The sequence below is a fragment of the Devosia sp. genome, from assembly GCF_036563435.1.
Classification (GTDB): Bacteria; Pseudomonadota; Alphaproteobacteria; order Rhizobiales; family Devosiaceae; genus Devosia.
On the sequence record NZ_DATCMJ010000001.1, the window covers coordinates 392,073 to 412,450 of the forward strand.

Annotated in this window: 20 protein-coding genes; 14 read left to right on the plus strand and 6 right to left on the minus strand. The window is 63.7% G+C overall.

The features are described 5' to 3' along the window. The first annotated feature begins 325 nt into the window (after positions 1 to 325). Complete coding sequence (sseA, locus tag VIL88_RS01880; RefSeq protein WP_331985344.1) at positions 326 to 1,159, plus strand: 3-mercaptopyruvate sulfurtransferase; 834 nt, start codon at positions 326 to 328, stop codon at positions 1,157 to 1,159. On the opposite strand, the gene VIL88_RS01885 is transcribed toward sseA, so the two are convergent. Next, the gene (locus VIL88_RS01885; protein WP_331985346.1) at positions 1,156 to 1,860 is read right to left on the minus strand and encodes a YafY family protein; all 705 of its coding nucleotides are present in this window, start codon (positions 1,858 to 1,860) and stop codon (positions 1,156 to 1,158) included. The genes sseA and VIL88_RS01885 overlap by 4 nt on opposite strands. 72 nt (positions 1,861 to 1,932) lie before the next feature. On the opposite strand from VIL88_RS01885, the gene VIL88_RS01890 reads away from it, so the two are divergent. Continuing rightward, positions 1,933 to 2,349: a VOC family protein gene (locus tag VIL88_RS01890; RefSeq protein WP_331985348.1), complete on the plus strand. Its 417-nt coding sequence runs from the start codon at positions 1,933 to 1,935 to the stop codon at positions 2,347 to 2,349. Positions 2,350 to 2,442: 93 nt separating this feature from the next. On the opposite strand, the gene VIL88_RS01895 is transcribed toward VIL88_RS01890, so the two are convergent. Beyond that, positions 2,443 to 3,030: a TetR/AcrR family transcriptional regulator gene (locus tag VIL88_RS01895; protein WP_331985350.1), complete on the minus strand. Its 588-nt coding sequence runs from the start codon at positions 3,028 to 3,030 to the stop codon at positions 2,443 to 2,445. A gap of 139 nt (positions 3,031 to 3,169) precedes the next feature. Between VIL88_RS01895 and VIL88_RS01900 the strand changes: the two genes are divergently transcribed. Continuing rightward, positions 3,170 to 3,562, plus strand: coding sequence for a RidA family protein (locus VIL88_RS01900; RefSeq protein WP_331985352.1), 393 nt, complete (start codon positions 3,170 to 3,172; stop codon positions 3,560 to 3,562). A gap of 53 nt (positions 3,563 to 3,615) precedes the next feature. On the opposite strand, the gene mmsB is transcribed toward VIL88_RS01900, so the two are convergent. The 4 genes from mmsB to chvE (VIL88_RS01920) form a co-directional block, all read right to left on the minus strand. Further along, on the minus strand, positions 3,616 to 4,806 hold the full coding sequence (gene mmsB / locus VIL88_RS01905; RefSeq protein ID WP_331985709.1) for a multiple monosaccharide ABC transporter permease: 1,191 nt from the start codon (positions 4,804 to 4,806) through the stop codon (positions 3,616 to 3,618). A gap of 89 nt (positions 4,807 to 4,895) precedes the next feature. After that, positions 4,896 to 6,428, minus strand: coding sequence for a multiple monosaccharide ABC transporter ATP-binding protein (gene mmsA / locus VIL88_RS01910; protein ID WP_331985354.1), 1,533 nt, complete (start codon positions 6,426 to 6,428; stop codon positions 4,896 to 4,898). Positions 6,429 to 6,560: 132 nt separating this feature from the next. Next, positions 6,561 to 7,625, minus strand: a complete 1,065-nt coding sequence (gene chvE, locus VIL88_RS01915; protein WP_331985711.1) for a multiple monosaccharide ABC transporter substrate-binding protein — start codon at positions 7,623 to 7,625, stop codon at positions 6,561 to 6,563. A gap of 360 nt (positions 7,626 to 7,985) precedes the next feature. Then, the gene (gene chvE / locus VIL88_RS01920; protein WP_331985356.1) at positions 7,986 to 9,062 is read right to left on the minus strand and encodes a multiple monosaccharide ABC transporter substrate-binding protein; all 1,077 of its coding nucleotides are present in this window, start codon (positions 9,060 to 9,062) and stop codon (positions 7,986 to 7,988) included. 407 nt (positions 9,063 to 9,469) lie between these two features. On the opposite strand from chvE (VIL88_RS01920), the gene VIL88_RS01925 reads away from it, so the two are divergent. The 11 genes from VIL88_RS01925 (at position 9,470) to VIL88_RS01975 (ending at position 20,378) form a co-directional block, all read left to right on the plus strand. Next, entirely contained in the window at positions 9,470 to 10,243 is a 774-nt protein-coding gene (locus tag VIL88_RS01925; protein ID WP_331985358.1) for a FadR/GntR family transcriptional regulator, read from the plus strand. Positions 10,244 to 10,308: 65 nt separating this feature from the next. Next, positions 10,309 to 11,265: a sugar-binding transcriptional regulator gene (locus VIL88_RS01930; protein ID WP_331985360.1), complete on the plus strand. Its 957-nt coding sequence runs from the start codon at positions 10,309 to 10,311 to the stop codon at positions 11,263 to 11,265. A gap of 155 nt (positions 11,266 to 11,420) precedes the next feature. Beyond that, on the plus strand, positions 11,421 to 12,731 hold the full coding sequence (locus tag VIL88_RS01935) for a sugar ABC transporter substrate-binding protein (protein WP_331985362.1): 1,311 nt from the start codon (positions 11,421 to 11,423) through the stop codon (positions 12,729 to 12,731). Positions 12,732 to 12,898: 167 nt separating this feature from the next. Continuing rightward, the gene (locus VIL88_RS01940; protein ID WP_331985364.1) at positions 12,899 to 13,771 is read left to right on the plus strand and encodes a sugar ABC transporter permease; all 873 of its coding nucleotides are present in this window, start codon (positions 12,899 to 12,901) and stop codon (positions 13,769 to 13,771) included. Positions 13,772 to 13,905: 134 nt separating this feature from the next. Further along, positions 13,906 to 14,736, plus strand: a complete 831-nt coding sequence (locus tag VIL88_RS01945) for a carbohydrate ABC transporter permease (protein WP_331985366.1) — start codon at positions 13,906 to 13,908, stop codon at positions 14,734 to 14,736. 194 nt (positions 14,737 to 14,930) lie between these two features. Then, the gene (locus VIL88_RS01950; RefSeq protein WP_331985368.1) at positions 14,931 to 15,935 is read left to right on the plus strand and encodes an ABC transporter ATP-binding protein; all 1,005 of its coding nucleotides are present in this window, start codon (positions 14,931 to 14,933) and stop codon (positions 15,933 to 15,935) included. 122 nt (positions 15,936 to 16,057) lie between these two features. Next, positions 16,058 to 17,533 carry a mannitol dehydrogenase family protein gene (locus VIL88_RS01955; protein ID WP_331985370.1) on the plus strand — a complete coding sequence of 492 codons (1,476 nt, stop codon included), beginning with the start codon at positions 16,058 to 16,060 and terminating at the stop codon, positions 17,531 to 17,533. 227 nt (positions 17,534 to 17,760) lie between these two features. Further along, entirely contained in the window at positions 17,761 to 19,344 is a 1,584-nt protein-coding gene (locus tag VIL88_RS01960) for an FGGY-family carbohydrate kinase (protein WP_331985372.1), read from the plus strand. A 104-nt stretch (positions 19,345 to 19,448) separates the two neighbouring features. After that, the gene (locus VIL88_RS01965) at positions 19,449 to 19,613 is read left to right on the plus strand and encodes a hypothetical protein (protein WP_331985374.1); all 165 of its coding nucleotides are present in this window, start codon (positions 19,449 to 19,451) and stop codon (positions 19,611 to 19,613) included. Between the two features lie 38 nt (positions 19,614 to 19,651). After that, positions 19,652 to 19,810, plus strand: coding sequence for a DUF3309 family protein (locus tag VIL88_RS01970; protein ID WP_331985376.1), 159 nt, complete (start codon positions 19,652 to 19,654; stop codon positions 19,808 to 19,810). Positions 19,811 to 20,006: 196 nt separating this feature from the next. After that, a complete protein-coding gene (locus VIL88_RS01975; protein WP_331985378.1) occupies positions 20,007 to 20,378 on the plus strand; it encodes a DNA gyrase subunit B in 372 nt (123 codons plus the stop codon).

The following is a 20,378-nucleotide window of genomic DNA, read 5'->3' on the forward strand; positions in this document are numbered from 1 at the left end:
CGGCACAAGGCCTGAATCGGACCGGCTGCAGGATGGGTGCCCTGCGGTTGAACCGTCTCTGGCACCGTTCAGTCTCCCGAAGGAGGCCTATCCCCCAGCCGGTGCGAAACCGGTGGTCAGCATCCATGCGTGAGTCCGGCGACCCGGACTCCCCGGCATCGACCCGCGCATCACTCGTCATGATCGCGCTCTGGCGGGCCAATGAGGTTGAGTGTAAGCGCGCTGAGAGCGGGCGGGGATAAGTTTGCCGCGGCGGGTCCGCACTTCATTGCTGGACCCGCACCGGCGATAGGGTCATTGTATGTTGCGCACCAGGAGTTGGCTCATGGAAAGTCCTTTCGTCACAACCGAGTGGCTGGCCCAAAATCTGAACGATGCGAACGTTGTCGTGGTCGACGGCAGCTGGCACATGCCCAATGCCGCGCGCAATGCGCAGGCCGAATACCTGGCGGGCCACATTCCGGGCGCGGTGTTCTTCGACATCGACGGCATTGCCGACACCACGACCGACCTGCCCCATATGCTGCCCGCCCCCAACGACTTCGCGCGCATGGTGGGGGCGCTGGGCATTTCCGACAGCATGACCATCGTCATTTATGACGAGCTGGGCGTGTTTTCGGCGCCACGGGTGTGGTGGACCTTCAAGGCGATGGGCGCCCAAGACGCGCGCATCCTCGCCGGGGGCGGTCCGAAATGGCGGGCCGAGCGGCGCCCCACCGAAGCGGGGCTAGTATCGCGCCCGCGCCAGATCTTCGAGGCGCATTTCGATCCCGAACTTGTGGCCGACATCGAGTTTGTGCGCGAGCGCAGCCGCGACGGGGAGGCCCAGATTGCCGATGCCCGCCCGGCGCCACGCTTTCACGCCGAAGTACCCGAGCCCCGCCCTGGCCTGCGCTCGGGCCACATCCCCCGGAGCCTCAACGTGCCGGTGAGCCTCCTTACCGAGGCCGGGCAGATGAAGCCGGCAGGGGAACTGCAGCAACTGTTTGCCGAGCGCGGCCTCGATCTCGACCAGCCCATCATCACCTCCTGCGGCTCGGGCATCACCGCTTCGACCCTCGCTCTGGCACTGAAGCTCGCCGGCGCCGAGGATGTGGCAGTCTATGATGGGTCGTGGACGGAATGGGGCGGGCGGCAGGACACGGAGATCGAGCCTTAGCCGGAGGAATGCGATGCGGGCCGACTGCGGAGCTGCTCCAGGTAGTCCCGCAACAGGCTAGCGCGGCGGGGCCGGAAGCTCTCGCCCGTCGGCACGGCGGCCTGGATGCGGTCGGCGCGGAAGATGCGGAAGTCTTGCCGTAGACAACACCAGGCGAGCACGGCCAGCACGCGCTCGGAATAGGCCAGTGACAGGGGATAGATGGTGCGGTTGGTGACCGCGCCATGCTCGTCGCCATAGCGGAGGGCTACGGCCTGCTCCTGCCAGCAGCATTGGCGGATCTCGCTCATATCGACGGTGAGGCCGTAGCGTGTGACCGGACGATAGACCTGGGAGACGGCATGCAACATCTGCTGCTCCCGCTCGTCGGGCAGCGTTGCGGCCACCTTGGCGAGGACCGACACTGCAGCATCGGCGAGCTTGGCATCCCCCATGTGGCGCACTTCGCTCAGACCCAGCACCAGCGCTTCGATTTCGAGGCGATCGAAGATCTGCGGCGGCAGGGCAAAATCCTCGGTCAGCCTGTAGCCATAGCCGCGCTCGCCATCGATCCGGGCCCCGGCGGCACGCAGGCTGTCGATGTCGCGATACAGCGAGCGCAGCGAAACGCCAGTCTCGGCGGCGAGGCGCGCGGCGGTCAGGGGCGGCGGCAGGACGCGCATGACCTGAAGGAGGCGAAGCAGACGATCGGATCGGGCCACGGGTCCAACTGTCGGAAACTGGCAGTTGCCCCTGGCTATAGCAGCGGCATCCCACAACGCAAGGAAATCGCCGTGACTATCACCACCACGACCCACCTCAACTTCCGCGGTGACGCCCGGGCCGCACTTCAATTTTACCACTCCGTATTCGGCGGCGAAATCATGCTGGCGACCCATAGCCAGGCCTATCCGAGCTTTGCCCCGGACGAGGCCGAGCTCGTTGCCTTTGGGCAGGTGGTCAGCCCGGAAGGCTTCCGCATCATGGCCTTCGACGTGCCGGCGAGCCGTCCCTTTGCGGCAGGTGAGAATTCGTTTTTCGTCTCAGCCCGCGGGACAGATCCTCACCAGCTGACGGCATACTGGACCAAGCTAGCCGAAGGAGCCGCCATCTTGCAGCCGCTGGCCCCCTCCGGCTGGTCCCCGCTCTATGGCATGCTCAAGGACAGGTTCGGTGTGACCTGGGTGCTCGATGTCGAGGTCGCCTACTGACGAGAAGGCCGCCGGATCGCTCCGGCGGCTTTCGTTCATCAATGCATCGGCAGTCAGGATAGAGGTTGCCGGCTATGAGGGATCAAATGACGGTCAGGCCAGCAGCCCGGATGCCAGTGCACTGAACGCTTCAACCGTTTTCGGCAGCGTTGCTTCCGGATCATCGCTGGCCGCCACATAGAGCGCGGCGTTGAGCGCGGCCCCGCTCAGGAGCCGGGCGGCAGCCTCGGCATCCACGCGCTTGACAACTCCCGAGGCCATCAGTTCTTCGATCGCTTGCTGTGTGGCGTGCAGGCAGCTGTCCTGGCTCGGCCATTTGGATGGATCACCCAGAATGGCCGGGCCGTCCAGCAGCACGATGCGCTGCACTTCGGGGTCTAGCGCCATCCTGATATAGGCTGCGCCCTCCGCAAGGAGACCTGCCCAAGGGTCGGCGTGGGCGGCGCCGATGGCCTTGGCACGGCTCGCCATATCGCTGTCGATCCTGTGCACCACGGCGGCCAACAGCCCCTTCTTGTCGCCGAAGTTGTGGTAGAGCGCGCCACGCGTGAGCCCAGCCGCGGCGGTGAGCTCGTCCATCGAGGCACCGGCATAGCCATGCTCGGCGAAGGCCGCACGGCCCGCCGCAATCAGCTTTTCCCGGTTTTCTTCCATCGCCGCGTGGCGCTTGTTCACGGTCATCTCGCCCACCATTGACATACATATCGTATGCGATTTGACATACGCGACGTATCTGTGTCTAATATACGTAGCGTATATCAAATCTGCTACGTCGATGAAAGTGCCGCATCCTTGCCGGCGCTCCCAAGCGAGACCTATCATGAGCCAGCGCCAACCCGTATTCCCCGCCGAACGTCACGCCCTGTATGAAGCCCACGGCTATTCGGCCGCCATACGCTCGGGCGACCTGCTCTTTGTATCAGGACAAGTCGGCACCAGGGCAGATGGCACGCCCGAGCCGGACTTTGCCGCCCAGGTCGAGCAGGCGTTCACCAACCTCAAGGCTGTTCTGGCCGCGGCTGGTTGCAGCCTTGACGACATTGTGGACGTGACGACGTTCCACACCGATCCGGAGCGGCAGTTCGAGACCGTCATGGAAGCCAAGGGCCGGCATTTCGCCACCAAGCCCTACCCCAACTGGACAGCCGTGGGCGTAAACTGGCTTGCCGGATTCGACTTCGAGATCAAGGTCATCGCACGCATACCGAGCTAAACAAAAGGCCGCCGGATTGCTCCGGCGGCCCTTTTTGCTTCAGTCCGGCGCGGTCAGGCCGAGCGGTTCTTGTTGTAGAGGTCGAAGAACACGGCGGCGAGGAGGACCACGCCCTTGATCATCTGCTGGAGGTCGATGTTGATGCCCATGATGGACATGCCGTTGTTCATGACGCCCAGGATGAAGGCGCCGATCACCGCACCGGCCACGGCACCCACGCCGCCCAGCGCAGAGGCGCCGCCGATGAACACCGCCGCAATCACGTCGAGCTCGAGACCCTGCCCGGCCTTGGGGGTCGCCGAGTTGAGGCGGGCCGCGTAGATCATGCCGGCCAGCGCGGCCAGCACACCCATGATGGCGAAGACATAGAAGGTCATCCGCTCGGTCTTGATGCCCGAAAGCGCTGCCGCCTTGAGATTGCCGCCCAGTGCATAGATGCGACGGCCAAAGGTCATGCGCTTGGTGATGAACACAAAGAGCGCGATCAGGATGCCCATGACCACGAGGACGTTGGGCAGGCCGCGATAGGAGGCGAGCATATAGGCAAAGAACAGGACCATGGCGGCGATCACGAGGTTCTTGACCACGAACAGCGCAAAGGGCTCGTTCTCATAGCCGCGGGCCTTGCGGCGGGCACGGCCGCGGATGGCAAAGAACACCATAGCCACGATGGCGAGGATGGCGATGACCATCGTCGTGGTGTGCAGCACCACCGGCTGGACGCCTTCGCTGGCGGCAACCAGGGTGGTGGGGCCAATCAGGTCGGGGATGAAGCCAGCCGAGAGGAGCTGGAATTCGGCCGGGAACGGACCAACCGACTTGCCGGCCAGAAGCGCCAGCGACAGGCCCTTGAAGATCAGCATGCCGGCCAGCGTCACGATGAAGCTGGGGATCTTGTGGTAGGCGATCAGGTAGCCCTGTGCCGCGCCGATGACGGCGCCCACGACTAGGCAGATGGCGCCGGCCACGAAGGGATTGGCGAGGAAGGCCCATTCGGGCGGGAAGCGCCAGCCCACCATCAGCATGGCCGCCAAGGCGCCGACAAAGCCCGAGACCGAGCCGACCGAGAGGTCGATATGGCCGGCCACGATCACCAGCAGCATGCCCAGCGCCATCACGATGATGTAGCTGTTCTGAAGGATGATGTTGGTGAGGTTGACCGGCTTGAACAGCACGCCGGCCGTGAAATACTGGAAGAACACCATGATGAGGACCAGGGCCAGCAGGAGGCCATAGTCGCGCATGTTGGCACGCAGGGCGCCCCAGACGCTGAGTTCCTGGACCTTGACCGGTTCGCCGGTCGCGGTGATGCCCGGCTGGGCGGTTTCTGTGGTCATGATGCCTTCCCTTCCGCGCGGACGATCGCGCGCATGATCTTTTCCTGGCTGGCTTCGCTGGTCGGCATTTCGCCAACGATGCGGCCTTCATTCATTACATAGACGCGGTCGGTGATGCCGAGCAGCTCGGGCATCTCCGAGGAGATGACCAGCACGGCTTTGCCCTGGGCCGCCAGTTGGTTGATGATGGTGTAGATTTCGTACTTGGCGCCCACGTCGATACCGCGGGTCGGCTCGTCGAGGATCAGCACTTCAGGATTGCTGAACAGCCACTTGCTGAGCACGACCTTCTGCTGGTTGCCGCCCGAGAGATTGCCGGTGACCTGATAGACGCTCGATGAGCGGATATTGGTCTTCTTGCGGTACTCGTTGGCGACGTCCATTTCGGTCATGTCGTCGATCACGCCGACACGCGAGATGCCGCCGAGATTGGCAAGCGTTGTGTTGTGCTTGATGTGGTCGATGAGGTTGAGGCCGTAGGTCTTGCGATCCTCGGTCGCGTAGGCGAGGCCGTTGGCGACGGCCTTTTCCACGGTCGAGGTATCGATCTTCTTGCCGTGCAAAAAGACGTCGCCGGTGATGCGCTGGCCGTAGGACTTGCCGAAGACGCTCATGGCGAACTCGGTGCGGCCCGAACCCATGAGGCCGGCAATGCCGACGACCTCACCCTTGCGGATATTGATATCGATATTGCGGATGACCTGACGGTCGCGGTGCTGCTGGTGGTAGACCGACCAGTTCTTGACCTCGAACACCACGTCGCCGATCTGCGGCTCGCGCGGCGGATAACGGTCATCGAGCGAGCGGCCCACCATCAGCGTGATGATGCGGTCTTCGCTGATGTCTTCCTTGTTGAGGGTCTCGATCGATCGGCCGTCACGGATCACGGTGATGCGGTCGGCGACCTTGCTGATCTCGTTGAGCTTGTGGCTGATCAGGATGGAGGTGATGCCCTGGCGGCGGAACTCCATCAGGAGGTCGAGGAGCGCGGCGCTGTCCTTCTCGGAGAGCGAAGCCGTGGGCTCGTCGAGGATCAGGAGCTTGACCTCCTTGCTCAGCGCCTTGGCGATTTCCACCAGCTGCTGCTTGCCCACGCCGATATTGGTGACCAGCGTGTCGGGGTCCTCGGTCAGGCCGACCATCCCCAGGAGCTTGCGCGCGCCATCGCGCGTCTCATCCCAGTCGATCACGCCGCCCTTGGCCTGCTCGTTGCCCAAGAAGATGTTCTCGGCAATGGACAAGAGGGGAACCAGGGCCAGTTCCTGGTGGATGATGACGATGCCCTTGTGCTCGCTGTCGCGGATCGACTTGAAGTGCTGGACCTCGCCCTTGTAGACGATTTCGCCCTCATAGGAACCGGAGGGATAGACCCCGCTCAGCACCTTCATCAGGGTCGACTTGCCGGCGCCGTTTTCGCCCACGATCGCGTGGATCTCGGCTTCGCGGACGTTGAGATTGACGTCCGAGAGCGCTTTGACGCCCGGAAAGGTCTTGGTGATGCTGCGCATCTCCAAAATTGTGTTGCTCATGCTTTTCTCACCTTGATGAGCGCCTTCGGCAGCCAGCCGTGGCCGCCTGCCGAATTTGCGGGCCCGATGACGTAAACGTCAGCGCGCCATTGGGCCTCGCGTTATCGCGAAGCCCGGCCTAGGTCCAGTCAATTACTGAAGGTCGGACTCTTTTATGTAGCCAGAATCCACCACCAGTTCCTTGTAGTTGGTCGCGTCCACTTCATAGGGGGTCAGCAGCAGCGACGGCACGACCTTGACGCCGTTGTCATAGGTCGAGGTATCGAGGTCGGTCGGCTCTTCGCCGGCCAGCACCTTGTCCACCAGGTCGGCGGTCACGCGGGCCAGTTCACGGGTGTCCTTGTAGACGGTCGAATACTGTTCGCCGGCGATGATCGCCTTGATCGATGGAACTTCGGCGTCCTGGCCCGAGATGATCGGATAGGAAAGGTCGCCCGAGCCATAGCCGATGCCCTTGAGCGAAGAGAGGATGCCGCGTGCCACGCCGTCATTGGGCGCCAGCACGGCATCGACCTTGGAGCCGTCCGAGTAGAAGGCGGACAGGAGGTTGTCCATGCGGGCCTGGGCGGTGGCACCGTCCCAGCGCAGGGTACCGACCTGGTCCATGCCCTGCTGGCCGGACTTGACCACGAGGACGCCTTCGTCGATCAGCGGCTGCAGAACGCTCATGGCGCCGTCATAGAAGAAGAAGGCGTTGTTGTCGTCGGGCGAACCGCCGAAGAGCTCGATGTTGAACGGACCCTTGTTCTCGGGATAGCCGAGACCCTTGAGGATCGAGTTGGCCTGCAGCACGCCAACCTGGAAGTTGTCGAAGGTGGTGTAGTAGTCGACATTGGCGGTGTCGCGGATCAGGCGGTCATAGGCGATGACCTTGATGCCGGCGGCGCCCGCCTGCTCCAGCGCAGCGCTGAGCGTGGTGCCGTCGAGCGCGGCGATGATCAGGGCCTTGGAGCCCTTGGTGATCATGTTTTCGATCTGCGACAGCTGGTTGGGAATGTCGTCGCCGGCATATTGCAGATCGACGGTATAGCCCTTGGCTTCGAGCGCAGCCTTGAGTTCGGCGCCGTCCGAGTTCCAGCGCAGGGTGGTCTGCTCCGGCATGGCGATGCCGATCGAGCCCTTGTCCTGGGCCAGAACCGGACCGGCCGCGGCAAGGGCGAGAGCCCCGGCCACCAGGCTGGTGGTGATCGATTTCAGCAAATTCATTGTGGTCTCCCTTCAGAATGGTCTGGTGGGAGATGCTGCGTCCGGACATGAGCAATCACGCTCCGGTTCGCCGCTGGCGCGCCGGGAACAGGTGATTGATCAAGCCTTCCGTCAAGCTCCTCGTGGCGTCTTGCGCCCAGGCCCTCCCAAGCCAGCAAGGCGAGATTAGAAGAAGGGGCAGACTTGCGCAAGCAAATTGAGGTACGTGCATCGGGCTGCCTGAAAACAGTAAAGGCGCCCTGGCTGTCGAGCCGGTCGCCTTGTTGCCTTCGGCAGATCTTGCGATCCAAACTGCCCATGCAGCATGCCCTCAAGAGTTGGGCCCCGCCGGAGGCGAGGCCCAGTTTCGTCTTACTGGATGTCTTCGGGCTTCAGGTAGCCCGAGTCGATCACCAGTTCCTGGTAGTTGGTGGCGTCGACTTCGTAGGGGGTCAGGAGCACCGACGGCACAACCTTGACGCCATTGTCATAGGTGGTGGTGTCGAGGTTTTCCGGGGTACCGCCCGAAACCAGCGTGTCGACGAGGTCGGCAGTGGTCTTGGCCAGTTCACGAGTGTCCTTGTAGATGGTCGAGTACTGCTCGCCAGCCACGATCGCCTTGACGGACGGAGCTTCCGCATCCTGGCCGGTGATCACGGGCCATGGCTGATCGGCCGAGCCGTAGCCAACGCCGCGCAGCGACGAGATGATACCGCGGCTCAGGCCGTCATAGGGAGCCAGAACGCCATGGACAACCGAGCCGTCCGAGTAGTTGGCGGAGAGGATGTTGTCCATACGGGCCTGTGCAACAGCACCGTCCCAACGCAGGGTACCAACGGTGTCCATGCCCTGCTGGCCGGACTTCACGACGATGTCGCCCGAGTCGATCATCGGCTGCAGAACGGACATGGCGCCATCATAGAAGAAGAAGGCGTTGTTGTCGTCCGGCGAACCGCCGAAGAGTTCGACGTTCCACGGCTTGGTGTCGGGGAAGCGTTCCTTGAGGCCCTTCACGAGCGAGTTGGCCTGGAGCACACCGACCTGGAAGTTGTCGAAGGTGGTGTAGAGGTCAACGTTCTCGGTTTCGCGGATCAGGCGGTCATAGGCGACAACCTTGATGTCCGCATCGGCGGCCTGCTGCAGAACAGCCGACAGCGTGGTGCCGTCGATCGAGCCGATCACGAGGGCCTTGACGCCCTTGGTGACCATGTTTTCGATCTGGGCGAGCTGGTTCGGGATGTCGTCTTCCGCGAACTGCAGGTCCACGGTGTAGCCCTTGGCTTCAAGAGCAGCCTTGAGCTCGTTGCCGTCCGAGATCCAGCGCAGCGAAGACTGCGTCGGCATGGCAATGCCGATCTGGCCCTTGTCCTGGGCGAAGACTGCAGTGGAAGCAGTCAGGGCCATGGCGCCGACCGCCAGCACGGTGGCAAGCGTATTGATGATCTTCACGTCTCGACTCCCTTAGTTATTCGAGTTCAGAAGCTTTGGAATGGTCGTCAGGGGAGAAGCCTGGGCAGACATGCACACGCCAGTGGCGCAGATGAGCGCGGCGGACACCTTGCGGTGCGAAGCCGATCTGTCTTGCATGAAGTCCTCCTGCTTGACGGCAGCTGCCGCCGGGCCCTCCCAAGCCCACGGGCCGGAACCTAGGATAATCAGATAAGGCTGTAAAGCCGATTCCCGTGCTCCGGGCAGCGTGGCCGGAGGTTTCTCAGTTAAGGATAACGGCCTTCTGCCAGTGATTGCGCCCCTGAGGAGTTGTCGCTAACCTTACCAGACCGCATGAGGTACGTGCCCGACCAAGATCGCGAAGCGACATGGGCACCGCAAAGGTATCAGATACCTGAGGAGGGATCGTGAGCGTCGGCGAGGGAGACCTGCGCGTCGAGCAGCCCAGCGCAGCCATGGCTGTGTCGGAGGCGCTGGCCCGCATCATTCTAACGGAGATGAGCCCCGGCATCAGCCTGCCCAGCGAAGCGGACCTGGCGGCGCGCTACGACGTGAGCCGCCTTACCATTCGCGAGGCGGTGAAACTGCTCGAGGGGCGCGGGCTCTTGGCCATCGCCAAGGGCCGTCGCGCGGTGGTGCGGGAGCCCAGTGGCGCCGCCTTCGGGGACTTCCTCACCACGGTCAGCCGCTACGATTCCAAGGGCTTGCTCGACCTGATCGAAGTGCGCCTCTCGCTTGAAGTGCAATCAGCCACGCTCGCGGCAAAACGGGCGACGCGCGCCGGCATCGCCGCCATCGAGAGCGAATTGCAGGGCATGCGCGAGGCAGCGGGCGCGCCGGGCCAGCCCATGTCCCGCCAGCAGGAAGGCGAGTTCCATTCCCATGACCTCGGTTTCCACGAGGCGGTAGCGCTGGCGAGCGGCAATCGCGTTCTTGGTTACCTGTTCGAGGCCATGTCCGTGCCATTGCGGGACGGATTTTTCATCAGCCGGCGGGGCAATGATCAGCGCGGGCAGACGCTCCACGACACAATCGCGGCGCATCAGCGTATCCTCGATGCCATCAAGGCGCGCTCGAGCCGCGCTGCGGCAGACGCCATGCGCAGCCATCTCAAGGACAGCCAGAGCGACCTGCGCGCCGCACTCAACCAGCCGCCGTTGCGGCGCCATGGCGTCGAGTAACGACAAACGGGCTTGCAGGCCGACGCTACTTGGCTGAAAACTCCCCCCGAACTGACGGGCGGCTCATGGCGCAGCGAATAGACACATCCAGCACCAGGCTCGACGACGCAGCGCGCGCCGGCTGGCTGTACTATGTCGCCGGCAATACTCAGGAAGAAATTGCCGCAAAGCTCGGCATATCGCGGCAGTCGGCACAGCGCCTGGTGTCGCTTTCGGTCAGCGAAGGCTTGATCAAGGTGCGCCTCGACCACCCGATCGGGCGCTGCATGGACCTGGGGCAACGGTTGAAGACGCGCTTCGCGCTTGACCTGGTGGAGGTCGTGCCCTCCGACCCGACCAGCCAATCCACCACGATCGGGCTGGCGGAAGCCACGGCGGCCGAGATCGAGCGCTGGCTGCGCCGCCCCGAGCCGATTGTCATGGCGGTGGGCACGGGCCGTACGCTCAAGGCCGCCGTGGAGCAGCTCATGCCCATGGAGGCGCTCCACCACAAGGTGGTCTCGCTCACCGGCAATATCGCCCCCGACGGCTCGGCCGCCTATTACAACGTCATCTTCAACATCGCCGACGCGGTCAAGGCGCGCAGCTTTCCCATGCCGCTGCCGGTGATCGCCTCCTCAGCCCGTGAGCGCGAGCTGCTGCATGCGCAGCCCATGATTCGCGAAACGCTGGCGCTGGCGGCCAAGGCCGACGTCACCTTTGTGGGCGTGGGCCATATCGACGCCGATGCGCCGCTTTACCTCGACGGCTTCATCACCGATGCCGAACTCGCGGCGCTGCAGAAGGCGGGTGCCGTGGGCGAGATCTGCGGCTGGAGCTTTGACAAGGATGGCCGGTTAATCGAGGGAATCATCAATGACCGCGTGGCCTCCGCGCCCCTGCCCGCCCTCGACGGATCGCTGGTGGTGGCCATTGCCATGGGCAAGCGGAAGCTGCCCGGCATCCGCGCCTCGCTGAACCGGCACCTGGTCAACGGCCTGATCACCGACGAGCGCAGCGCCGAGAGCCTGCTCGCCGACTAAGCACCTGATCGGACAATCTATTTTCCTCCCGAACTCGCCGGGCGGGCCGCTGCGCCACGCTGTGGGCGCATAGCAGGCTTGACTCTTGTTCATCGCTGAGTGAACATTTGCCCACGGCTGGAACAAATGCCCGTTCTAGCCTCGGGAGGTATACAATGAAACTGACACCGCTTTTCGTGGGCGCGTTTACCCTTGCGCTGGCAACATCGGCCTCGGCGCAGACGCTCACCATCGCCACCGTCAACAATGGCGACATGGTCCGCATGCAGGGCCTGTCTTCGGCCTTCACCGAAGAGACCGGCATCGACCTCAACTGGGTCGTGCTGGAAGAAAATACGCTGCGCCAGAACGTCACCACCGACATCGCCACCAATGGCGGCCAGTATGACGTGATGACCATTGGCACCTATGAGGCCCCGATCTGGGCCAAGCAGGGCTGGCTGAGCCCGCTGACCAACCTCAGCAGCGATGCCGACTACGATGTCGACGACCTGCTGCCGCCGATCCGCGACGCCCTTTCCTATGAAGGCGAGCTCTATGCGGCGCCCTTTTATGGCGAAAGCTCCTTCATCATGTACCGCAAGGACCTGATGGAGAAGGCCGGGCTCGAGATGCCCGCCGAACCGACCTGGGAATTCATCGGCGAGGCGGCGCGCGCCATGACCGACCGCGCCAATGACATCAACGGCATCTGCCTGCGCGGCAAAGCCGGCTGGGGCGAAAACATCGCCTTCCTTACCGCCATGTCCAATAGCTTCGGCGCCCGCTGGTTCGACGAGAACTGGCAGCCCCAGTTCGACTCGCCACAGTGGAAGGAAACGCTCGACACCTACCTGTCGCTGATGGCCGATGCCGGCCCGGCCGGTGCTTCGAGCAACGGCTTCAACGAGAACCTGACGCTGTTCCAGCAGGGCAAGTGCGGCATGTGGATCGACGCCACGGTCGCGGCGTCCTTCGTGACCAACCCGGACGATTCCACCGTCGCCGACCAGGTCGGCTTTGCCCTGGCGCCCGATACCGGTCTCGGCAAGCGCGGCAACTGGCTGTGGGCCTGGTCGCTCGCCATTCCGAACTCCTCGCAGAACAAGGAAGCCGCCGAGCAGTTCATCAACTGGGCGACGAGCAAGGACTATCTCGCGCTGGTGGCCGAGAACGAAGGCTGGGCCAACGTGCCGCCGGGCACCCGCACCTCGCTCTACGAAAACCCGGAATACCAGGAAGCGGCGCCCTTCGCGCAGATGACGCTCGACGCCATCAACGCGGCCAATCCCAATGAGCCCACCGTCGATCCGGTGCCCTATGTCGGCGTCCAGTATGTCGCTATTCCGGAGTTCGCCGGCATCGGCACCAATGTGGGGCAATTGTTCTCGGCGGCTCTCGCCGGCCAGATGTCGGCCGACGACGCCCTGGCCCAGGCCCAGGAAGCGACGACGCGCGATATGACCCGGGCTGGGTATATCAAGTAGCCATTACTCAAAGCGTGGGGATGCTCCGGCACCCCCACCCACCCTCCCCCTGAGAGGGGGAGGAGCCGATCGTGCCTCTGGCAGCATCCTGCCACCGAGTGGAGCCACCCCTCCCCTCCCAGGGGGAGGCTGGGTGGGGGTTCTCTCCACAAAGGAGATCTAAACAATTGGCCACCGCCCAAACCCGCACGCTTTCGCGCATCATGATGGCGCCGGCCGTCATCGTGCTCTTTATCTGGATGATCGTGCCGCTGGCGATGACCCTGTGGTTCTCGTTCCAGAACTACTCGCTGATCAACCCCATGCTGACCGGCTTTGCCGGCTGGGCCAACTACCTCTATGTGATCGGTGACCCGAGCTTCACCCAGTCGCTGGTCAACACGCTGATCCTCGTGGGCGGCGTGCTCGCCATCACCGTGATCGGCGGCACGTTCCTGGCGCTGCTGCTGGACCAGCCGATCTGGGGCCAGGGCCTCCTCCGCATCATCGTCATCTCGCCCTTTTTCGTCATGCCGCCGGTGGCCGCGCTGATCTGGAAAAACGGCTTCATGCATCCCGGCTACGGCATGCTGGGGCACCTCTGGAAGGCCTTCGGCCTCCAGCCGGTCGACTGGTTCAACCAGTATCCGCTGTTTTCGGTGATCGTCATCGTGGCCTGGCAGTGGCTGCCATTTGCCACGCTGATCCTCCTGACCGCCCTCCAGTCGCTGTCGGAAGAGCAGCGCGAGGCCGCGGAGATGGACGGCGCCAATGCCGTCAACCGCTTCCGATTCATCATCCTGCCGCACATGGCGCGGGCGATCACCATCGTGATCCTGATCCAGACCATCTTCCTTCTGGGTATCTTCGCCGAAATCCGCGTCACCACCGGCGGCGGCCCGGGCTATGCCTCGACCAACATCACCTTCCTGGTGTTCCGTACCGGTATCTTGTCCAACGACATCGGCGCGGGTTCGGCGGGCGGCGTGGTCGCCGTGGTCATCGCCAACATCGTCGCCTTCTTCCTGATGCGGGCCGTGGGGAAGAACCTGGATGCGTAGCGCACTCGGTCACTCCCTAGACCTCATGGTGAGCCTGTCGAACCACGAGATCGCAGCCACCGATCTCGCCACGACCTCGTCCTTCGACAAGCTCAGGATGAGGTCTACTGAAGTTCCTGCGAGGGAAAGATAATATGGCCCGTAACGTTTCCGTCCGGACCCGCATCGGCTTCACCGCCCTCGCCTGGATCATCGCGCTGATCCTGTTCTCACCCATTCTTTGGGTCGTGCTCACCGCCTTCAAGACGGAAGCCGAGGCCATTGCCAACACGCCGACCTTCCTGCCGCAGACTTGGACGCTGGAAAACTTCGGCGCCGTGCAGGACCGCTCCGACTACATCAAGCACGCCACCAATTCGGTGCTCGTGTCGGTGGGCTCGACCCTCCTGGGTCTCGTCATCGGCATTCCCGCCGCCTGGGCCATGGCCTTCGCGCCCACCAAGCGGACCAAGGACGTCCTGATGTGGATGCTCTCCACCAAGATGATGCCGGCGGTGGGCGTGCTGATCCCGATCTACCTGATCTTCCGCGACCTGCGCCTGCTCGACACGGTGCATGGGCTGACGCTGATCATGACCCTGATCAACCTGCCGATCATCATCTGGATGCTCTACACCTACTTCAAGGAAATCCCGGTCGACATCCTCGAGGCCGCGCGGATGGATGGCGCCGAGCTGTGGAACGAGATCGTCCATGTGCTGGTGCCCATGGCCGTGCCCGGCATCGCATCGACGCTGCTGCTTAACGTCATCCTTGCCTGGAACGAAGCCTTCTGGACCATCACGCTGACTTCCGGGCGTGCGGGGACACTGACGGCGTTCATCTCGAGCTTTTCCTCACCCCAGGGCCTGTTCCTCGCCAAGCTCTCGGCGGCATCGCTCTTGGCAATCGCCCCGATCCTGCTGATGGGCTGGTTCAGCCAGAAGCAGCTGGTGCGTGGGCTGACCTTTGGGGCGGTGAAGTGATGATGGGGGAAGGCACTGATCGTAGGCTCCCCTTCCCCTTGAGGGGAGGGGTGGGGGTGGGGGTTCCGGCTCATCCGCAGGCTCCGCGCTCATGGAGCCGCCAGAACCCCCACCCTCGATCCCTCCCCTCAAGGGGGAGGGAGGCGCTAGCCCTGCTCTCCTTGCTCAAGAACATCACCGAAGGACTTTGAAAAATGGGCTCCATCTCCCTCCGCAACGTCAAGAAGTCCTTTGGCGAAGTCCAGATCATCCCGGACATCTCGCTCGATATCGAGGACGGCGAATTCGTGGTTTTCGTCGGTCCGTCCGGCTGCGGCAAGTCTACGCTGTTGCGGCTGATCGCCGGGCTCGAGGACACGACATCGGGCCAGATCCTGCTCGACGGCGAGGACATGACCAAGGCGCCGCCGGCGCGGCGTGGGCTAGCCATGGTGTTTCAGTCGTACGCGCTTTATCCGCACATGACGGTGCGCGACAACATCGCCTTCCCGCTCAAGATGGCCAAGGTCGGCAAGGACGAGATCGACCGCAAGGTCGACTATGCCGCGCGCACGCTCAACCTCTCTTCCTATCTCGATCGCCGGCCCCGCGCCCTCTCGGGCGGCCAGCGCCAGCGCGTCGCCATCGGCCGGGCCATCGTGCGCGAACCCAAGGCCTTCCTGTTCGACGAACCCTTGTCGAACCTCGATGCCGCGCTGCGCGTCAACATGCGGCTCGAGATCACCGAGCTGCACCAGCAGCTCAAGACCACCATGATCTACGTAACCCATGACCAAGTGGAAGCCATGACCATGGCGGACCGCATCGTCGTGCTCAATGCCGGCAATGTGGAGCAGTTCGGCTCCCCCCTCGAACTCTACAAGAAGCCCGCCAACCGTTTCGTCGCCGGCTTCATCGGCTCGCCCAAGATGAACTTCGTCGATGGTCCGGAAGCGGGGAAGCACAACGCCCATGCCATCGGCGTGCGCCCGGAGCACTTCGCCCTGTCGAGCGCGCCGGTGACCGGCGCCTGGAAGGGTAAGGTAGGCGTGGCAGAGCAGCTGGGCTCCGACACCTTCCTCCATGTGCACGTGGACGGGCTGGAGCTGATGACGGTGCGCACCGATGGCGACCAGACCTTCAGTCATGGCGACGATGTGTATCTCACGCCCGATCCGGCGCGGATCTACCGCTTCGATGCGGCGGGGAAGGCGATTTGAAGCACAACCACGGCGTCATTCCCGCGAAAGCGGGAACCTCCCTTTCGGAGCCACAAGAGAGATTCCCGCTTTCGCGGGAATGACGCCGGGGCAGAGCCGGATGTGAGAATAGGACGACCAGAATGACCATCAAACTCTCCGCCGCCGCCCTGCCCGGGATCGCCACCGCCACCGTACCTGCCTATGATCGCGCTGCGCTTACCCCTGGCATCGTTCACTTCGGGGTGGGCAATTTTCATCGGGCGCATCAGGCGGTCTATCTCGATGCCTTGTTCAATCGTGGCGAGGGCCATGACTGGGCGCTGATCGGAGCAGGCGTGCGCGAGGCCGACGAGGCCATGCGGCAAAAGCTTAGGCAGCAGGATTGGCTGACCACGGTGGTGGAGCAGGAAGCCGATGCGAGTTCCGCGCGTATCACCGGCGCGATGATCGATTACCTCCAGCCCGGCGACAGCGCTGCCGTCATCAGCCAGCTCGCCGATCCTGCCATTCGCATCGTTTCGCTGACCATCACCGAGGGCGGCTACTACATCGATCCGGCTTCGCAGAAGTTCGACCCGACGCATCCCGACATCGCCCATGACGCTGCCCATTTCGACGAGCCGAAGACGGCCTTCGGGCTGATTCTGGCGGGTCTCGTCAAACGCCGCGAGGCGGGCGTCACGCCCTTTACCGTCATGAGCTGCGACAACATTCCGGGCAATGGCCATGTCACCGAGAACGCGGTAGCCGGGCTTGCCGCACTGATCGACCCCGCGCTGGCCGAGTGGGTCAAGAGCTCGGTCGCCTTCCCCAATGGCATGGTGGACCGCATCACGCCCGCCACATCCGAGCGCGAAAAGACGCTTCTTGCCGACAACTTTGGTATCGACGATGCCTGGCCGGTGTTGTGCGAAAGCTTCAAGCAGTGGGTACTCGAGGACAACTTCCCGGCGGGACGTCCGGCGCTCGAAAAGGTCGGGGTGCAGTTCGTTCCAGACGTGGCGCCCTACGAGCATATGAAGATCCGCATCCTCAACGGCGGACACGCCACCATTGCCTATCCGGCGGGCCTAATGGACATCCACTTCGTTCACGAGGCGATGGAGAACCCGCTGGTTGCCGCCTTCCTGCGCAAGGTGGAGCAGGACGAAATCCTTCCCGTCGTGCCGCCGGTGCCCGACACGGACCTCGGTGAGTACCTGGCGCTCTGCGAGCGGCGCTTTGCTAATCCCAAGATCGGCGACACGATCCGGCGCCTGGCGCTGGATGGCTCCAACCGGCAGCCCAAGTTCATCATTCCCTCGGCGCTAGACCGGGTCAGTGCCGGGCAATCGGCCGTGGGCCTGGCCCTAGTATCGGCGCTTTGGTGCCGCTATTGCTTCGGCACAACCGAAAGCGGCGCGGAGATCGAGCCCAACGATCCCAACTGGGACCGCCTGACGCGGCAGGCCAAGCTCGCCAAGGACGATCCCAAGGCCTGGCTCTCCATGGTCGATATCTATGGCGACCTGGCGCGGCAGCCGAGCTTTGTGGTCGCCTTCAGCAACGCGCTGACGACGCTCTGGGCGATCGGGACAAAGGCGACGCTGGAGCGGTATCTGGCGGAGGAGCTTTAGGGAACGTTCTGGGGACGCGCGTCACCTCGGGCTTGACCCGAGGGCTCTCCACTTGCAAAGCGGCCGGCAAGTGAAGTCTCCTCGGGTCAAGTCCGAGGATGACGATCTCGCCTCTGGCACGACCTTGCCACGGCCACCGCCCAAGCTTCCCCCTCCTCCAGGTGCCCCCTAGCCGCCCTCTGGCGCTTCGGCTACCTTCGCGCCCAACCGAGAAGAGGGCACGGTCTATGCAAAGCCTCCTGGTGGCAGTGGACGTGGGCACGGGGAGTGCCAGGGCGGGGGTTCTGACGGCGCAGGGCGTGTTGATCGGCCGGGCTGAACACCCAATCGCCATGAACCGCACCGACGCCAATCACGCCGAACACGATAGCGAACAGATCTGGCAGGCCGTCTGCACGGCCGTGCGCGAGGCCATGACGGCTGCGAAGGCTGAACCGGTCGCGGTGGCGGGGATCAGCTTCGACGCCACGTGCTCGCTGGTGGTGCGCGACGCTCGGGGTGCACCGGTGAGCGTCTCGACCAATGGGGAGGACCGCTGGGACACCATAGTTTGGCTCGATCATCGCGCGCTGGCGGAAGCGGAAGAGTGCACCGGCACCGGCCATGAAGTCTTGACCTATGCCGGCGGCGTCATGTCGCCCGAAATGGAAGTGCCCAAGCTGATGTGGCTCAAGCGGCACATGCCGCAGAGCTGGACCCGTGCCGGCATGATGCTGGACTTGTGCGATTTCCTGTCCTGGAAAGCCAGCGGGTCGCTCGACCGGTCGCAATCGACGCTGACCTGTAAGTGGACCTACCTGGCGCATCGCGAGCAAGGTTGGCAGCACGATTTCCTGGCAGAGGTGGGTCTCGATGACCTGCTGGAAAAGGCGGCCCTGCCCGCTCGTGCCAGCCCCGTCGGCACCGACCTCGGCCCGCTGACGACAAAGGCAGCTGGGGAACTCGGCCTCACTATCACCTGCCGCGTCGGGGCTGGGCTGATCGATGCCCATGCGGGAGCGCTGGGCCTGCTCGGGGCCTTCACGCCCGATGTCAGCACCATCGACCGGCACCTGGCGCTGATCGCCGGAACCTCCAGCTGCGTTATGGCCCTGTCGGCCGAGGACCGCCCGACCACCGGCGTATGGGGCCCCTATTTCGGCGCGGTGCTGCCCGGCGTCTGGCTCAACGAAGGCGGGCAATCGGCAACGGGCGCCCTGCTCGACCACCTGATCCGCTGGCATGGCGCCGGTGGCGAACCGACCGCCGAGATGCACCGGCGCATTGCCGAGCGCGTCGCGACGCTGCGGGCGCAGGAAGGCCCAAGCCTTGCCAGCCGCCTTCATGTTCTGCCCGATTTCCATGGCAATCGTTCACCCTTGGGTGACCCTTTCGCGCTGGGTGTGATTTCGGGATTGACGCTGGACAGCGACTTCGACTCCCTCTGCCGCCTGTATTGGCGCGCCGCCGTATCGATCGCCCTTGGCGTGCGGCATATTCTCGAGACGCTCAATGGGCGCGGCTACGCCATAGACACGTTGCATGTCGCCGGCGGCCACACCAAGAACCCCATCCTGATGGAGCTCTACGCCGACGCCACCGGCTGCACCGTTGTCGAGGCCGAGGCGGGGGATGCGACGCTGCTGGGCGTGGCCATGGTGGCCGCGACGGCGGCCGGCCTTTACCCCAGCCTCGAGCGGGCCTGCATCGCCATGCAGCAGTCCGGGCGGGAACGCGCTCCGGATCCCGGAGCGCGCAGGCAGTTCGACCGGGATTACCGGATCTTCCTTGAAATGCTGCGGCAAAGGCAGGCGCTGGACGCCATGGCGTGAGCCGGGTCATTTCATCAAACTGTCCCTACAGCAGGCGCGGAACCAATATCGCGGTCGCCCCGTTACTTGGCCATGCGCAATAGCGCGGCTAAGGGAGGTAGTTGATGACCAGCCTGGACATCAAGGCACTGGAGAATGCGGGTCGCGATACTCTGGTGTGGGTCGACGGTTACGATGGGCAGACGCACCAAGCGCATGTCCTCAAATCCCTTGCCCCGGCCCTGCTGATCCTGGCGATCGCCGCCTGCCTCCTTGTCGCTATGCTCTAGCGGCACCTCAAAGCGTCACAATAACAAGGAGAGCTCCCATGGGCTTGGGTACAATTCTCATCATCATTCTGATCCTGCTGTTGATCGGCGCGCTGCCCAATTGGGGCTATTCGCGCGGTTTCGGCTACGGACCATCCGGTATTCTGGGTGTGGTTCTCGTGATCGTCCTGATCCTGGTTCTCATGGGACGTATCTAGCACCCGGCACACAAAACAGGCGCAGCCAGCAACTGGTTCTCAGATCATGAGACGCGCCCGCGGGTTGAAAGTCGCCCCCCTTTCACCCGCCCCTTGCCACCCCAATGTGCCTCGCGCGCATTGGGGTGTCTTCTTTGGGCAATGGAACCGGGCCAGAATAGCTGCGTTGATGCCACGCCAACCATAGGAGCGTCACATGGCCCAGACTTCCGATCTTGCCCCCGACAACGAAGCCACAACCGCAGCCGCAGCGCGCGTCAACCGCGCCAGCGCCAAGGCGCGCGAGGCCCAGCTCGAAGAGCAGGTTGCGCAACTGCAGAACGATCTCAAGGGCATTGCAGCGACCCTGGCCAAGCTCACGAGCGATCGGGTCAACGAGGCCAAGGCCGTCGCCAAGAACGAGGCGCATAATCTGCAGCGCCACGCCGAAAATGCCGTGGATGAGGTGCAGTTGCGCGCCATGGACATGGAAGAGCAGCTCAAGGCCTCGATCCGCGAAAAGCCGCTGACCGCCGTCGCCAGCGCCCTGGGGATCGGCTACCTGCTCGCCCTCCTGACCCGCCACTAG

What these genes read in the sequence shown, in the direction of transcription:
- sseA (WP_331985344.1), top strand. Translation starts at nt 326, where the DNA reads ATGGAAAGTCCTTTCGTCACAACCGAGTGGCTGGCCCAAAATCTGAAC.
- VIL88_RS01895 (WP_331985350.1), bottom strand. Translation starts at nt 3,030, where the DNA reads ATGACCGTGAACAAGCGCCACGCGGCGATGGAAGAAAACCGGGAAAAG.
- VIL88_RS01900 (WP_331985352.1), top strand. Translation starts at nt 3,170, where the DNA reads ATGAGCCAGCGCCAACCCGTATTCCCCGCCGAACGTCACGCCCTGTAT.
- mmsB (WP_331985709.1), bottom strand. Translation starts at nt 4,806, where the DNA reads ATGCGCGACTATGGCCTCCTGCTGGCCCTGGTCCTCATCATGGTGTTC.
- mmsA (WP_331985354.1), bottom strand. Translation starts at nt 6,428, where the DNA reads ATGAGCAACACAATTTTGGAGATGCGCAGCATCACCAAGACCTTTCCG.
- VIL88_RS01930 (WP_331985360.1), top strand. Translation starts at nt 10,309, where the DNA reads ATGGCGCAGCGAATAGACACATCCAGCACCAGGCTCGACGACGCAGCG.
- VIL88_RS01935 (WP_331985362.1), top strand. Translation starts at nt 11,421, where the DNA reads ATGAAACTGACACCGCTTTTCGTGGGCGCGTTTACCCTTGCGCTGGCA.
- VIL88_RS01945 (WP_331985366.1), top strand. Translation starts at nt 13,906, where the DNA reads ATGGCCCGTAACGTTTCCGTCCGGACCCGCATCGGCTTCACCGCCCTC.
- VIL88_RS01950 (WP_331985368.1), top strand. Translation starts at nt 14,931, where the DNA reads ATGGGCTCCATCTCCCTCCGCAACGTCAAGAAGTCCTTTGGCGAAGTC.
- VIL88_RS01955 (WP_331985370.1), top strand. Translation starts at nt 16,058, where the DNA reads ATGACCATCAAACTCTCCGCCGCCGCCCTGCCCGGGATCGCCACCGCC.
- VIL88_RS01960 (WP_331985372.1), top strand. Translation starts at nt 17,761, where the DNA reads ATGCAAAGCCTCCTGGTGGCAGTGGACGTGGGCACGGGGAGTGCCAGG.
- VIL88_RS01965 (WP_331985374.1), top strand. Translation starts at nt 19,449, where the DNA reads ATGACCAGCCTGGACATCAAGGCACTGGAGAATGCGGGTCGCGATACT.
- VIL88_RS01970 (WP_331985376.1), top strand. Translation starts at nt 19,652, where the DNA reads ATGGGCTTGGGTACAATTCTCATCATCATTCTGATCCTGCTGTTGATC.
- VIL88_RS01975 (WP_331985378.1), top strand. Translation starts at nt 20,007, where the DNA reads ATGGCCCAGACTTCCGATCTTGCCCCCGACAACGAAGCCACAACCGCA.